This window comes from Asaccharospora irregularis DSM 2635 (genome assembly GCF_900129815.1).
Lineage (GTDB): Bacteria > Bacillota > Clostridia > Peptostreptococcales > Peptostreptococcaceae > Asaccharospora > Asaccharospora irregularis.
In genome coordinates this window covers 97,540-113,468 of the sequence record NZ_FQWX01000004.1, presented here as the reverse complement: position 1 = coordinate 113,468, position 15,929 = coordinate 97,540, and the positions used below count along the sequence as shown (strand labels likewise).

The 15,929-nt window shown below is 31.0% G+C and carries 15 protein-coding genes and 1 rRNA gene; all 16 read right to left on the bottom strand.

Translation table 11 applies throughout. The annotated features are described in order from the left end of the window. Positions 1–189: ribosomal RNA gene (locus BUB34_RS03490) — 16S ribosomal RNA — on the bottom strand; the annotation flags it as partial. A gap of 378 nt (positions 190–567) precedes the next feature. Beyond that, positions 568–774, bottom strand: coding sequence for a hypothetical protein (locus tag BUB34_RS03485; RefSeq protein ID WP_073124278.1), 207 nt, complete (start codon positions 772–774; stop codon positions 568–570). Between the two features lie 373 nt (positions 775–1,147). After that, positions 1,148–2,677 (bottom strand): lysine--tRNA ligase, encoded by a 1,530-nt coding sequence (gene lysS, locus BUB34_RS03480; RefSeq protein WP_073124276.1) that lies wholly within the window; start codon positions 2,675–2,677, stop codon positions 1,148–1,150. A 14-nt stretch (positions 2,678–2,691) separates the two neighbouring features. Further along, a complete protein-coding gene (greA, locus tag BUB34_RS03475; RefSeq protein WP_073124286.1) occupies positions 2,692–3,171 on the bottom strand; it encodes a transcription elongation factor GreA in 480 nt (159 codons plus the stop codon). 136 nt (positions 3,172–3,307) lie between these two features. Next, a complete protein-coding gene (gene dusB / locus BUB34_RS03470) occupies positions 3,308–4,276 on the bottom strand; it encodes a tRNA dihydrouridine synthase DusB (RefSeq protein WP_073124274.1) in 969 nt (322 codons plus the stop codon). A 199-nt stretch (positions 4,277–4,475) separates the two neighbouring features. After that, on the bottom strand, positions 4,476–5,252 hold the full coding sequence (locus BUB34_RS03465; RefSeq protein ID WP_073124272.1) for a type III pantothenate kinase: 777 nt from the start codon (positions 5,250–5,252) through the stop codon (positions 4,476–4,478). 18 nt (positions 5,253–5,270) lie between these two features. Then, positions 5,271–5,867, bottom strand: coding sequence for an ECF transporter S component (locus tag BUB34_RS03460; RefSeq protein WP_143153300.1), 597 nt, complete (start codon positions 5,865–5,867; stop codon positions 5,271–5,273). 164 nt (positions 5,868–6,031) lie between these two features. Continuing rightward, complete coding sequence (locus BUB34_RS03455; RefSeq protein ID WP_073124270.1) at positions 6,032–6,991, bottom strand: P1 family peptidase; 960 nt, start codon at positions 6,989–6,991, stop codon at positions 6,032–6,034. Further along, positions 6,984–7,961 (bottom strand): biotin--[acetyl-CoA-carboxylase] ligase, encoded by a 978-nt coding sequence (locus tag BUB34_RS03450; protein WP_073124268.1) that lies wholly within the window; start codon positions 7,959–7,961, stop codon positions 6,984–6,986. Before BUB34_RS03450 ends, BUB34_RS03455 begins: the two co-directional genes overlap by 8 nt. A gap of 293 nt (positions 7,962–8,254) precedes the next feature. Then, positions 8,255–10,231: an ATP-dependent zinc metalloprotease FtsH gene (ftsH, locus tag BUB34_RS03445; protein ID WP_073124266.1), complete on the bottom strand. Its 1,977-nt coding sequence runs from the start codon at positions 10,229–10,231 to the stop codon at positions 8,255–8,257. A gap of 31 nt (positions 10,232–10,262) precedes the next feature. Beyond that, positions 10,263–11,648 carry a tRNA lysidine(34) synthetase TilS gene (tilS, locus tag BUB34_RS03440; RefSeq protein WP_073124264.1) on the bottom strand — a complete coding sequence of 462 codons (1,386 nt, stop codon included), beginning with the start codon at positions 11,646–11,648 and terminating at the stop codon, positions 10,263–10,265. 246 nt (positions 11,649–11,894) lie between these two features. Next, on the bottom strand, positions 11,895–12,299 hold the full coding sequence (locus BUB34_RS03435) for a DUF1934 domain-containing protein (RefSeq protein WP_073124262.1): 405 nt from the start codon (positions 12,297–12,299) through the stop codon (positions 11,895–11,897). Positions 12,300–12,391: 92 nt separating this feature from the next. Beyond that, positions 12,392–13,201 carry a glutamate racemase gene (gene murI / locus BUB34_RS03430; RefSeq protein ID WP_073124260.1) on the bottom strand — a complete coding sequence of 270 codons (810 nt, stop codon included), beginning with the start codon at positions 13,199–13,201 and terminating at the stop codon, positions 12,392–12,394. A 9-nt stretch (positions 13,202–13,210) separates the two neighbouring features. Continuing rightward, entirely contained in the window at positions 13,211–14,284 is a 1,074-nt protein-coding gene (locus BUB34_RS03425; RefSeq protein ID WP_073124258.1) for a D-alanine--D-alanine ligase family protein, read from the bottom strand. Between the two features lie 170 nt (positions 14,285–14,454). Next, the gene (locus tag BUB34_RS03420; protein WP_073124257.1) at positions 14,455–15,024 is read right to left on the bottom strand and encodes a cell wall hydrolase; all 570 of its coding nucleotides are present in this window, start codon (positions 15,022–15,024) and stop codon (positions 14,455–14,457) included. Between the two features lie 130 nt (positions 15,025–15,154). After that, the gene (gene spoIIR, locus BUB34_RS03415; RefSeq protein WP_084120137.1) at positions 15,155–15,832 is read right to left on the bottom strand and encodes a stage II sporulation protein R; all 678 of its coding nucleotides are present in this window, start codon (positions 15,830–15,832) and stop codon (positions 15,155–15,157) included. Positions 15,833–15,929 lie beyond the last annotated feature (97 nt).

The following is a 15,929-nucleotide window of genomic DNA, read 5'->3' as shown; positions in this document are numbered from 1 at the left end:
TTTTTATCATGCGATAAAAATATATTATCCTGTATTAGCATACCTTTCGGTATGTTATCCATGTGTATGAGGCAGGTTACCCACGCGTTACTCACCCGTCCGCCGCTCACCCCGAAGGGTTCGCTCGACTTGCATGTGTTAGGCACGCCGCCAGCGTTCATCCTGAGCCAGGATCAAACTCTCAAATAAAAGTTTTGTTTTCCTTGCTCAGACTAATCATTATCTGAATATCTGGCTTGGTTTGTGTTGTTTCAATTCTATAAATTAACCTACTGTTTAATTTTCAAAGTTCTTATTTTGTTTTGCCCTTTTCTTAAGGACAAGTAATACTATACCATCATCATTTTATATAGTCAATACATTTTTTAAAATTTTTTATAAAAAAATTTCCATCTAAAATTTTAAACGATATTTTTTTAAAATGTATATAATGAATATAGTTTCAGATGCATTCTAATAAATTACTAGATTGCATCTATTAACAAATACAACCTAGTAATTCACTAAACTTCATACTTTTAGTAACTTTATTAGTATATGCAGTTTTATTGTTTTTATTCTAAATTTTTATCTTGCTATTTTATTTTCATAAGAATATTGAGTTGCGTGTATCTTTTTCTTTCTTAAATTGTTCCCTCTATTTTTTAAGTTACTAGATTTTCCCCCTACACTTTGATTAAACACATTAATTACATCTTTACAAAAATATATCATAATATCTACAGTTAAAGCACAAACACATAATAAACATAAGACATTCATAATTTGAAACATCTCAAAATTCCCCCAATAGTTTTTATATACTTATTCTCAATAATTATTACTATTTCCTTTATAAAAATTTCTCCTTATATTCTCATAATAATTTTTTTTATTTTTTATTCTTTCAGAATTAATGCATACTCAACACGTTCTTTTATTATTTGTTATTTTTAAACGCTAACTTACTTGGCTTTTCTAGAAAAATCGATATGATAAAATTCCTTTTCTTTGGTATATATACATATAATTATTTTGTATTAACAGTAAACCAGCAATAGTATTCACTGCTTCATAGTATCTTTAGATACTTTTTTGTAAGCAAAAAGGCCTAGTAACCATAAAGTATTTTAAATACTCCAAGATTATTAGGCCATTATATTTAATATTAGTTTTGTTCTTCTGCCTTGTGGCTAGCCTCTATAGGTTTCATTGTAGGGAATAATATAACATCTCTTATTGACGAAGAATTTGTTAATAGCATCATTACCCTATCTATTCCTATTCCAAGTCCACCTGTTGGAGGTAAGCCTACTTCTAATGCATTTAAGAAGTCCTCATCCATATCACAGGCTTCATCGTCACCTAACTCTTTCTTTCTTAATTGGTCCATAAATCTACCTTTTTGATCTATAGGGTCATTAAGTTCTGAGAAAGCATTAGCTAGTTCCCATTTATTTGCAAATGCTTCAAATCTATCTGTTATTCTTGGATCATCTGCATTTCTCTTTGCTAGTGGAGAAACTTCAACTGGATGATGAGTTATAAATGTAGGTTGTATTAACTTATCTTCTCCGAATTCTTCAAAGAATGCATTTATAACTTCTCCTCTTCTCATTCCAGGAGTTATTTCTATGCCTTTTTCTTTAGCTATTTTTAGAGCTTCTTCATCTGTATCTATTTTAGAGAAATCCACTCCAGCATATTCTTTTACACATTCTTCCATAGTCATTCTTCTCCATGGAGGTGTGAAGTCTATTTCTACCCCTTGATAGTCTATTTTCATACTACCTGTGGCAGCTTCAGCCATATGAGATATAACATTTTCAGTTATTTCCATCATATCTTTGTAGTCTGCGTAAGCTTGATATAATTCTATAGCTGTATACTCAGGATTATGCTTTATAGACATTCCTTCATTTCTGAACATTCTTCCCATTTCATAAACTTTGTCAAACCCACCAACTATAAGTCTCTTTAAGTATAATTCGTTAGCTATTCTCAAGTACATTGGTATGTCTAGTGTATTGTGGTGAGTTATAAAAGGTCTAGCATTAGCTCCACCAGCTATAGTGTTTAATATAGGAGTCTCAACCTCTAAGAATCCTCTTTCATCCAAATAAGCTCTTAGGGCCTTTAAAGCTTTCGTTCTTGTTAAAAAGGCTTGTTTAACTTCTGGATTTACTATTAGATCAACGTATCTTTGTCTATATCTTAAATCTTGGTCTTTTAGTCCGTGGTATTTTTCTGGTAAAACTTGAAGAGACTTGCTTAGTAATACAACTTTACTAGCTTTTATAGATATCTCTTCTCTTTTTGTTTTGAAAATTTGACCTTCAACACCTATAATATCACCTATATCATAAGTAGAGAATATAGAGTACTCTTCTTCCCCTATAGCATCCAATCTTACATAACACTGAATTCTACCATCTTGATCTTGTATATCTATAAATCCTGCCTTACCTTGTATTCTCTTGCTCATTATACGTCCAGCTATTTTAGCCATTTGACCTTCAAGAGATTCAAAGTTATTTTTTATGTTCATAGAGCTGTTATCTCTATCAAATCTACTTTGTTTAAAAGGGTCTCTCCCCATTTCTTGTAGTTTAGCTAATTTATCTCTTCTTACTTGAAGTACTTCGCTAAGGTCTTCTTGTGTTTCATTTGCTTTAATGTTTTGTTGATCACTATTCATTTTTTCCCTCCCGATTATCTTCTTATTTCTAGTATCTCAAACTTAGCTATCCCATCAGGAACATGCACTTCTACTGTTTCTCCTTTACATCTTCCTAAAAGGGCCTTTCCTACAGGAGATTCATTTGATATTTTACCATCATAAGGATCTGCTTCTGCTGAGCCTACGATTGTGTACTCTACTTCCTCATCATACTCTATATCTTTAACTTTAACTATAGAACCGATTGTCACCATGTTAAGGTCTATTTTACTCTCATCTATGATAACAGCTTTTCTAATCATATTTTCTAGCTTTATGATTCTTTCTTCAACTTGTGCTTGCTCATTCTTAGCTTCATCATATTCTGCATTTTCAGATAAATCTCCGAAAGATATTGCCACTTTTATTCTTTCAGCAACCTCTTTTCTTCTTACAACCTTTAAAAGTTCTAATTCATCTTCTAATTTCTGATAACCTTCTTGAGTTAATAATATTTCCTTATTTTCTTCCATAACCCCTACAACTCCTTCACATACTTTTAAGAACATTAATGTTCCTCATTTTATTTTTCAACTTATTTGTTTTTCAAGTTATAAATTTATAATTACTTTTTTAATTTATGCGCTATATTATAAGTCACTATTATTCTTATGTCAAGGAGTCTTGGATGTAGCCCTCTAGCTTGCAAATAACTTCATCATGGCTTTCTATCTTGTTAATTTCATCCCTTAACTTAGCCGAATTTTTAAGACCTTTTAAATACCATCCGATATGTTTTCTCATTTCTCTCACCGCAACATATTCTCCATGTTCCTCAACTGCAAAGTTTAAGTGTTTTATGGCAGTCCTTATTCTTTCGTCTACTTCGGGTTCTGGTAAAACCTCTCCTGTTTTCATATAATGGTTTATTCTCTCAAATATCCAAGGATTTCCTTGGGCACCCCTACCTATCATTATAGCATTACAGTTTGTTTTGTCTAACATATTTATTGCATCTTCTATAGTAAAAATATCTCCATTACCAATAACTGGTATACTTATATTTCTCTTTATTTGTGCAATTATATCCCAATCGGCCTTTCCAGAATAATATTGTTCTCTTGTTCTACCATGTATAGCCAATGCGCTTATACCACAATCTTCTGCTATTTTCGCAATTTCTACAGCATTTACGCTGTTATCATCCCATCCCTTTCTTATCTTTAGGGTAACAGGCTTTTTTGAATTTTTTACAACTGACTTTAAAACTTCCTCTGCTAATTTTGGGTTTTTCATCAAAGCAGAGCCATCTCCATTTTTTACTACTTTGGGAGCTGGACACCCCATATTTATATCGAGTATCTCATTAGGATAAGAATTCATTATTTCAGCAGCTCTACCCATATATTCAGGGTCAGACCCAAATATTTGAACAGCTATTGGATGTTCTTTATTGTCTATTTTCAACATTTTCTTTGTATTTTCATCATCATAGCAAAGTGCCTTTGCGTTTATCATTTCCGTATATAACATTCCACATCCATGCTCTTTGCATATTAATCTAAATGGAAGATCCGTAACTCCAGCCATAGGAGATAGGAATACCTCATTTTTTATTTCTAAACCACCTATTTTCATATTATTCTCCTTATCAATTCATAGTATCCAGTCATTAACTCATCGTTATTAATTATCATAAAACCATTAATTTATATACCCTTTTTATGTGTCTGTACTTAGGTTAAAATTTACATATATATAATTTTAAAGTAAATTTTATATAAAATAAATAAATTCAATCTTTTACAAAAAAGGAACTGGGCAATAACCCAATTCCCTATAATTGCTCTTTATTTTTATTGTAGATAATTTTTAGCCCTTCTAGTGTAAGGAAATTATCTACACAATCTATACTATCAGTTTCAGATGCTATAAGATTTGCCAAACCTCCTGTAGCTATTACCTTAACATCATCACTTTTTAATTCCTTTTCCATCATTTCTATTATTTTATCAACCAACCCTACATAACCATATATTATCCCAGATTGCATAGCTGTAACCGTACTTTTGCAAATAGTCTTACCAGGTTTAGCTAATTCTACTCTTGGTAGTTTAGATGCCCTTTGGAATAATGCCTCACTAGATATTTTTATACCTGGAGCAATTGTCCCACCTAAATACTCTCCTGCTTTGGATATAGCACAAAATGTAGTAGCTGTTCCAAAATCAACAAGTATGCTCGGGTATCCATATTTTTCTATTGCAGCTACAGCATTTACTATCCTATCTGCTCCAACTTGTTTAGGGTTATCATATTTTATATTTAATCCAGTTTTTATACCAGGACCAACTATCATAGGTTGTTTATTGCAGTATTTTATACAAAAATTTTCAAGAGAATGCATAACATCTGGTACAACAGAAGATATTATTATATCAGCTATTTCATTTATATTTACTCCATCATGCTGAAACAAATTCCCTATTAATATTCCATACTCATCAGAAGTCTTTTCTTTATCCGTATGAATTCTCCAATATTTTATTAGTTTATCATCCTTGTATATTCCTAAAACCATGTTCGTGTTTCCAACGTCAAATACTAGAAGCATAAGCTTTTAACCTTCTTTCTATTTTTTGCTTTTCTTAAGTACAATGGTAACAGCTGATACAACTAAAGCTCCAACAATAGCTTCTGGTACTCCATTTATACCTGCAATACCTAATATAACTTTTCCCGCAGATCCGTCTCTTCCTATAGCATGCATATACTTTTGGGCATATAAAACATAGATAGTTCCTAGTACACCTATTGTGTTTAACAGTGAGCCTACTGCTCCTGTAACCAGACCTGATATATATACATTTTTAGTGATTTTCATTGCGACTTGATATACATAATAGGCTAGTATCCCCATCAATACTCTAGGTAGTATAGATACCAAAGGATTCATAAATGCAAAAGATACTACTGTAGGCTCAGTTATAGCCTTTATAAGACTTGTCAATCCAAATATAAATCCAATTGCAGCACCAACTACAGGACCTTCTACAATTGCACCTATAATTACAGGTATATGCATTATAGTTGCCTTAGTAGGTCCAACTGGAATATACCCTATCATCGGTAACATAGATAACATTATTGATATTGCAGAAAGTACTCCTATAATAGTCATTTGTCTAACATTTACTTTCTTTTTTGATGATATGTTTGTGTTCATCATAAAAATCCACCTCCGTTCCAGCTCATAAGCGATGCCGGACTATTAATTTTTTCGTTTTCTTACTTGTACTTGTTTAATTTTTGTATAAAGTCAGGCTTCTTATTTAGAATGCCCGCTACAACAAAACATATTTTATCAAGAGCAAATATTGTTGTCAACTATTCTTATTTATTTAACATATTTTTGTATGATACTATTTTGCCTATACTTTCTGCATTTTTTATAGCATTTAAAATACTTTTTTGCATGACCTCTGTGGCTAGCGATCCCAATAAAGTAACATCTGATTCTATCTCTCCAGTTGCCAAAGTAAATATTGTGTCTCCATCATGAGGAGTATGAACTGGGAATATAGCCTTTGCATACCCATTATGAGCCATTTGAGATACTTTTTTACATTCTGATTTTGTTAGTTTAGCATTTGTAGCTACTATCCCTATAGTAGTATTATCTATGCTAAACCCTCCGTCACATGTTCCCTGTTTTAAAATTTCATATGTGCTAAGATTTTTAGTTTTTGTATCATCTAATACACCGGCAATCACTTTTCCATCTTCGTATATATCTCCAAGGGCATTAACTGCAACTAGTGCTGATACAACTAATCCATTGTCTAGTTTTATAGAATAACTTCCTACTCCACCCTTCATTGCATAATCCATTCCTCTTATTTTTCCAACAGTAGCTCCACAACCAGCTCCATAGTTTCCCTGATTTAAAATTTTATCACTAGCCGACTTACAAGCATCATATCCCATTTTTATATCGGGTCTTACTTTAGGATTTCCTACCCCAAGATCAAATAACACAGCTCCTACAACTATCGGTACTTTGGTAACTCCAACATCAAATCCTATTTTTCTTTCCTCTAAATATCTGCTTACACCGCAAGTTGATTCAAGACCAAATGCAGAACCGCCAGAAAGGACAACCGCATGAACTTTTTGAATCATATTTATGGGATCTAATAAGTCCGTCTCTCTAGTTCCAGGCGCTGATCCCCTTACATCTACTCCACAGGTTGCACCCTCTTCGCAAATCACAACCGTACACCCGGTAAGAGCCTCATAATCTTGTGCTTGTCCAACCTTTAGCCCCTTTATATCTAGTATATTTTTATACATAACCCTTTTCTCCTCTTATAGATACTTCACCAGACATAATTTCCTTTACTAAGCCCTGTTCTGTCTCTATTATTAAATTCCCCTCTTCATTTAAATCTAAACACTTAACTAATTCTCTTTCACCGTCACTAATTATATATATTTTTTTGCCTATTATAGCTGAATACACTCTACATATATCTAGAGTTTTTTTCTTTGATTTATTAACTACATAATCTAAGTACAATACTTCAAACTCCGTTAATATATTCTTAACTATATCCACCCTGGATACTTCATACCCCTCTTTATATAAAGATGTGGCCACATCACATATTTCAGAGTCAAACTCCATAGTTTTTACATTTATTCCTATACCTAATACTACATAATTTACTCTTTCTATCTCTGCTGATAATTCTGTTAGTATACCACAAATTTTTTTATCATTTACTATAATGTCATTTGGCCACTTTATCGATGCATTTACTCCCAGTTTGTTTAAAGCTTTAACTATACTAGCCCCAGCTACCAAAGTTATAAAAGGGGCTTTGTATGGAGTTATCTCTGGTTTTAAAATAATACTCATCCAAATCCCCTCCGATTCCTTAGAGTGCCATTGCCTTCCTAATCTTCCCTTGCCTTTTGTCTGTTCTTCACTTATTATTATTGTCCCATCCTTTTCATCAACAGCAATATGTTTTGCATAGTCATTTGTAGAATCTATAGTATCAAAATGTATTATATTTTTTCCTATAAATTCTGTATCTAAGTCATACCCTATGTTTTGTAAAGTCAGCAAATCATCCGGTTTTTCTAGTAATCTATATCCTTTTTTATTTACAGACTCTATATTATATCCTTCTTCTCTCAACGCCTTTATATGCTTCCATATAGCCGCCCTAGATACACCTAGCTGTTTTGATAATTCTTCCCCCGAAACAAACTCATTGCCTTGTTTAAAAAAAATATTTATTATTTTATTTCTCATTATATTACCTCCGCATAGATATAATTTTCAATCCTATTTACAATGCCATTACCTTAATAGATATAACTCAATTTAACTCAGCTACCTTAAACACTATATAATAAAATCTAATACTAACGTACTAAACACCACTATTTCATATGTCTTATAATAAACAATTATTTATCTTTAATCAATGTAGACTGACAACTTTATATAAACCTATACTTTTATACATCAATAAATTATTATCAATAAATATAAAATTGCCTACTCAAATGATTTAAATTCACTCAAGTAGGCAATTTTTTTAGCTATTCTATATCTTTTTTATTAGATCCAGTTTTATCTAATTTTATTCCATCTTCTTTAGTTACTTCTTCTTTTTTTATTTCTGTTTCTTCTTTTACTTCTTTTGATAAGTTTAAGATAGAAGAATCCTCTTCTACTTCTTCTGTGGCCGCAATTTCTAGAGGTAATTCCTTATTAAATGCTTTAACAAATTGTTCTGCATCTAATGTTTCATGTACTAGTAATGCTTGAGCAACGTACTCTAAACTATCTATATTTTCTTCTAATTTCTGTCTTGTTAGCTTATAAGCTTCATCAACTATACGTTTTACTTCTTTATCTATCTCAGAAGCTATTTCCTCAGAGTAATTTCTCTTGCTAGACATACTATTTCCTATAAACACTTCATCTTCACTATCAAATGTCATAGGTCCTAATTTAGAACTCATACCATACTTTGTAACCATATTTCTTGCTGTCGCAGATACTCTCTCTAAATCGTTTGAAGCTCCTGTTGATACATCCTTTAGAATTATTTCCTCTGCTACTCTACCACCAAGTAAAACTATTATTTCTTCTTCCATTTCCTTCTTAGTTGAGTAGAACTGATCTTCTAGTGGAAGTCTCATTGTAAATCCTCCAGCTCTACCTCTTGGAATTATAGTAACTTGATGTACAGGACTTACATGTTCAAGAACTTGAGCACAAACCGCATGCCCCGCTTCATGGTAAGCTGTAAGTTTTCTCTCTTTTTCACTTATAACTTTAGATTTTTTAGCTACACCAACAATAACCTTTGTTATAGCTTCTTCTATAGTTTCCATTTTTATCTTCTTTTCTTTTTTTCTAGCAGTAAGTATCGCTGCTTCATTCATTAGGTTTTCTATATCAGCTGGAGTAAATCCAGGTGTTCTTCTTGCTAATACATCAGCTTTTACATCGTCCTCTAAAGGTTTATTTTTAGAGTGAACCTTAAATATAGCTTCTCTACCTTTTATATCTGGTGTTCCAACAACTACCTGTCTATCAAATCTACCTGGTCTAAGTAGTGCTGGGTCAAGTATGTCTGGTCTATTTGTTGCAGCCATTATTATAATTCCTTGGTTGACACCAAATCCATCCATTTCAACTAGAAGTTGATTAAGAGTTTGTTCTCTCTCATCATGACCGCCGCCAAGTCCTGCTCCTCTTTTTCTACCCACAGCATCTATCTCATCTATGAATATTATGGCTGGAGAATTCTTTTTAGCCTGTTCAAATAGGTCTCTAACTCTTGATGCCCCAACCCCAACAAACATCTCAACAAAGTCTGAACCACTTATACTGAAGAAAGGTACTCCTGCTTCCCCTGCAACAGCTCTTGATAAGTATGTTTTACCTGTTCCTGGAGGCCCTACCATAAGTATACCTTTTGGTATTCTCGCTCCTAATTCAATATATCTTCTTGGATTTTTCAAGAAATCTACAACTTCTTGTAAATCTTCCTTCTCTTCCGTCAATCCTGCTACATCCTTAAATGTAACTCTAGTTTTCTCGTCATCCTTATGAACCTTAGCTTTTGATTTACCAAAGCTCATAACTTTTCCGCCTCCACCTTGAGATTGATTCATAAATACGAACCATAGGATTATCATGAAGAATAATACAACCAATGTTGGTAACATTTCTAAGAACCAAGGTGTAGCTGGTTTTGCTTCTCCTCCAAATGTTAATTTTCCTGTTTTTGCCTGTTCTAAAACTTCATCTGCTAATTTATCTCCCATTACCTCTGTCGGTACATATGATCTAAATTTAGTGTTTTTATCTTTTATTGTTCCCTCTACAGATGTCTGATTTACAAAATATAATCTTGATACATTTCCATCTACTAATTCTCTATATACTTTAGAGAATTGCATTTCTTCTACTTTTTCTGTAGGTTTACCTGAAAATTGAACTATTCCTACTATAATTATGAAGATAAATAGATAGAAACCTGCTCCTTTTAATAGTCTGTTCAAAAGAAGCCCTCCTTTCATACGTTGTTTTATTCTACAATTTCTTAAAGCTAATCTTTAAGACTTCTTTTGTTTTATCATCAATTTTATAATTTTCGCTTACCTTATATTCTCCGACACATATTATTCCCTGTTCATCTAGTATTATAGGAACTTTACATCTGTCATCTCTAGGAATTTTTAAATCTATAAAAAGATCCTTTATTTTTTTGCTTCCCATAGTAAGCTTTATTTTGTCTCCTTGTTTTCTGCTTCTTACAACTATACCCCCTTTTATCTTATTAAAATCAAATACTTTAGATGCTTTATCTGCTCTAGTGCTTTTGTATCTTTCTATACTCATTGTTTGTGTTTCAATGATTTCTCTTATTTCTTTGATTTTTATAAATCCATTGCTAGGGACATTATACTTAAACTCTATGTCCTCAACAATAATTTCTTTATTAGTTAATATTATACTTTCTTTTTTTCTATATACAAATATCCCTCTTGGAAGAATTATTTTTTTGTCTATCTTAGTATCACTTTCCAAGTCTAAAATATCCTCTATATGCTTATAATCAATAAAATTAGTATCCCCTAATATATACTTTATACTACTTCTGAGAATTCTAACTTTTATAGCTTCGTGCAAATCAACATATTCCTTTAAGTCCACTTCCACGCTATCTTCTAGTAAATTACACACTTCTTTAAACTTAATTTCTGCCTCTTGTTCTATATATTCACTGTCTAACTTTAAATTATTACTCATTCTTACTATAGATTCTATTACATTTGAATTAAAATTATCCTTCATGTATGGCAATAACTCTAGTCTAATTTTGTTTCTAGTATATATTCCTTCTAGATTAGTTTTATCGATTCTTGGATTTAAATTATTTTTTTCACAATATTCTTCTATTTGGCTTCTTTCTACATCCAAAATAGGTCTAATTATAACTCCATCTCTTATGTACTCTATTCCTCTTAACCCTTGTAGTCCTGTTCCTCTCATTATACGCATTAAAACAGTTTCAGCTTGATCATTTAAATTATGTCCAACAGCTATTTTATTAGATTTAGTTTTGTTTTTTATTTCATCAAACATCTCATATCTTAGTTTTCTCGCGCCTTCTTCTAATGACATTCCCTTTTCTTCGCAGTATTTAGGTACATCTATAGACTTTATAAATAGTGTGGTACCCATTTCCTCACAAAGTTTTGAAACATATAGAGCATCCTTTTGTGCTTCTATTCCTCTTATCTGATGGTTTAAATGAGCTGCATATACTTCTATGTTTTTTTGTTGCTTTAATCTATTTAATATGTGCAACAAGCAAACTGAGTCAGGTCCTCCAGATAGTCCTAGGACAATTTTGTCTCCATTTTCTATTAAGTTGTATTTATTTATCGTACTTAATACCTTATCAAATATCATACCTATCCCTCTTACACTTAGTTTTTATTAACTTTTAAGTATATTTTCTATATAAAACCGTCAAATCCTTGTATATTTTCAATTATTTAAAGTTTAGTATAAATATAATAATACCAAATAAATTAAATAAAAGGTAGTTTTTTCACTACCTTTATAAAATTTATATTAATAACCATATTTTCATAAATTTATATTTGCCATTATTTTATTTTTATCGGCAATATTAGGTATAAACTTACGTTATTTTTATATATTTATTTCTATATCTACTTCATTTCTACCTTCAAAAATATCTTTTATTTTTATATTATAGTCTATATAAATTTTCATACTCTTATTTTTATATATATTTATATGTAAATTATTAGTATAAGTTTCTATCAAAAATATACCTTGTTGCATTCTATACTTAGTTATATTTTTCTCACCATTTTTAAATACCATGTTTGAGTTTATATTCCCAAACCTTTTGATACTTACTTGATTGTCTGAAACCTTGATCGTGTTAGATATTCCAGTTTCCTCTTCTTTGTAAAGAATATATATATCTCCATTCTTTTCGTACAATTTTCCTGTAGAGCTAATTTTTATTATATCTTTATTTCCATTGTTATCATATTGAGTTGTCTTAATATTAATTTTAACACACATAAGTTTATCCTCCTAAAAAGTATAAACTTTAGATTTATTTTCTCTAAAGTTTATACCTGTGTCGATTCATATTAATATTTTTATATTTTTATTTAATATTTTTGTATTTCTATTTTTTGTATTTCTTCTATATCTTTCTTTAAAAATTCTTTTGCTATGCTTGAAAATTTTTCATGAATATCAGATACATAGTATTCATACTTTGCACTAACGCTATTATTATCGTTTATAATATTTGACTTTTCCAATACTTTCTTTAAATCTTCAGCAGTTTCTTTTGCAGGATTAACTAACTTTATAGCTTCTCCTACTTCTTCTCCTATTGTTCTTTTTAGTATTGGATAGTGTGTACAGCCCAAAACTAAGGAGTCTATACCTTCATCCTTTAGCTCCTCTAAATATCTTTTAGCAGTGAGTCTGGCAACATCTGTATTTGACCATCCTTCTTCTACTATTGGAACAAATAAAGGACACGCCTTTGACACTATTTTTATACTCTTATCAAGCTTTCCTATTTCAAGATTATATGCATTTGAACTTATTGTACCTTCAGTCCCTATAATCCCTACTACTTTATTTTTAGTTGAATATACGGCTGTTCTAGCTCCTGCCTCTATTACACCTAAAATAGGTATATCATACTTATCCTGTGCCTCTTCTAATGCTCTGGCTGTTGCTGTGTTACAAGCTATAACTATAGCTTTTACATTTTTAGTTCTCAAAAAATTTATAGCTTGAAAAGTATATTTTGTTACTGTTTCCTTTGATCTTGGACCATAAGGAACCCTAGCTGTATCTCCAAAATAAACTATATTCTCATTTGGCAATATCTTTACTATTTCTTTTAGTACAGTCAATCCGCCTAATCCTGAATCAAAAACTCCTATCGGTCTATCACTCACTCTACACACCTACTTTAACTTTTTTGAATCTAATGCTAATTGTATTAATTCATCTATAAGGTTTATATATTTTAAACCTGTTTTATCCCACATTTTAGGATACATACTTATATTTGTAAATCCAGGTAAAGTATTTATTTCATTTATAAAAATCTCTCCAGAATTTCTATCTATAAAAAAGTCTACCCTAGAAAGACCTCTCCCGTCTATACCTTTAAATGCTTTTATAGCCATTTCTCTTATATTCTTCATATCATCTTCACTTATATTTGCAGGTATTTCATAAGTCGATGCACCATTTATATATTTATCTTCATAGTCATAAAAATCCTTGGCAGGTTTTATTTCTCCGGCTATAGATGCCCTTACATCCTCATTCCCTAAAACAGCAACTTCTATTTCCTTAGCATTTACGCCTTGTTCTAAAACTATTCTACTATCGTACTTTAAAGCCTCTTTTATTCCACTTGAAAGTTCTTCTCTGTTTATGGCCTTTGATATACCTACACTTGATCCTAAATTTGCCGGTTTTACGAATATAGGATATTCAAGCTTATCTTCTATTAAGTCTAACTCTGTTTTTTCATCTTTATTAAATAACCATCTATTTGTATCTGTGTAATTCACCTGTGGCAATCCCAATTGTGAAAATACTTTTTTACAAACAATCTTATCCATACCTACACTTGATGCTAAAACTCCACACCCAACATAAGGTATCTCACTCATCTCAAATAGACCTTGAATAGTACCATCCTCTCCATATGGTCCATGTAAAACCGGGAATAATACATCTATCTTTTCTGTTTTTCCATCCTCATATATAATACCAACTTCTTTGTTTCCAGATGGAATTAAGTTAATTTCCACATTTTTATTTACAAAATCAATCCAACTTCCATTTTCAATATTTTCAGGACTACCATCATAGTACATCCACTTTCCATCTTTAGTTATTCCTATAGTAAAAACATTATATTTCTCTTTATCTATATATTTATATATCGAACTTGTTGATAACAGCGAAACTTCATGTTCCCCTGATTTCCCACCAAATATTAAAGCTACATTTATTTTGCCCATAATATAATCACCTTTCCGCTGTATATATTTATTAATATTTAATATTATATGCATTTCATTATCTAACTGATTATTATAGTTTATTTTCAAAAAAAAATAAAGGAGAAAAACTCCTTTACCTAAATCTTCTGTATATTAATTTTTAATATTACTTTTAATATTACTTAGTATTATTTTGCAAATACATGATTTCCTATCCTCAAGTGTGGTTTTAATCTTTCTATCCACTTACATGTGGCTATATCCGGGTTCCAGAAGTATACTGACTCACCTGTTGGGTCAACTCCATATATGGCCTCCTCTACCGCCTTGTAGGCCGATTCTGTTGGCTTTAAGTGTATAGCTCCATCATTTACCACAGAAAACGCGTTCTTCTGGTATATCACATCTTTTATTGTATCAGGAAATCTATCATCCTGTACTCTATTTATCACCACCGCAGCGACAGCTACCTGCCCTTCATAGCTTTCTCCTCTAGCCTCTCCTGTAACTAACCTGGAAAGTAGAAATAATTCATCATTTGTTAGGCTTATTATCTGTCTTCTCTCTTGTTTTGCCTGTTTAACCTTTGATGTAACTTCTATATCTTGTTTTTTTGTATTATCTTTGTCAATATCGTTACCTTCTATGCTTATCCTTAACAATTGTACATTCCTTTCAACAGCATGTACCCTGTTATTAGGAATCAATATAAAAAGTAATACAAACAGTACGGCTGATACTTTAAAGTACCTGTCCATAATCAAAGTCACTCCCTTTTAACTAATCTTTTAGTTTACTTAACCAGTATTACTGGCTTTCCCATAATTAATAATATGTTTTCAATCAAAATAAATATTTATATACTATCAAGTTTACATAATTTCAGATTTATATAATCTCACTCATCTTAGCTTTTTCATCTATTTTTTCTATGATTTCTACTATTTTAAATTTCATTTTAACTTTACCAACTTCACTCTGATTTTTTTGAGTTATCAATTCGTACTCTTCTTTTGTTAAAACTTCTTTAAGCTTTTTATCTGTTTTTTTGTCTATAACTCCACTTTCCTCATCTACAAAACATAGAGGAGGAAACATAACACACCACCAATTCTTACCCTTACCTTCTCCTATTATTATTTTCAAGGCTTTATATTTGCCCGCTGGTAAGACTATATTTGAGTATTGTTTAGTTGGAAAATTACTGTAATCGATTCCGATCTTTACATCATAGTTATATCCATTTTTTAAAATAACATTCTTACTTATTTTTTCTAAATTGCTATATTCTTGCTTTATAATTCTTTCGCTCTCTGTTATACTACTAGACTTCTCTAGCTTTGGTTTTAAATATTTTATAACTTCATCCCTAACTTTTAGCTTAAGTTCTTGATCCTCATCTGAGTCGCTATTAGCTATAGTATGAAATCTTATTAATTTATTTTTATAACTTTTTGAAGCCAGGTTTATCTTCTTAGCCTCTGCATTTATAGACATTGTCATTACTAATATTATAGATATTAAACTGAATATCATAGCTACCAATCTAATTTTTATTTTTCTCACTCATATCTACTCCCCTCAAGATATTTTCTATCTTGAATTATTCCCACTTTTATTATCTTTATACACAAAATGTTAATTATAATTTAATTTATCAATA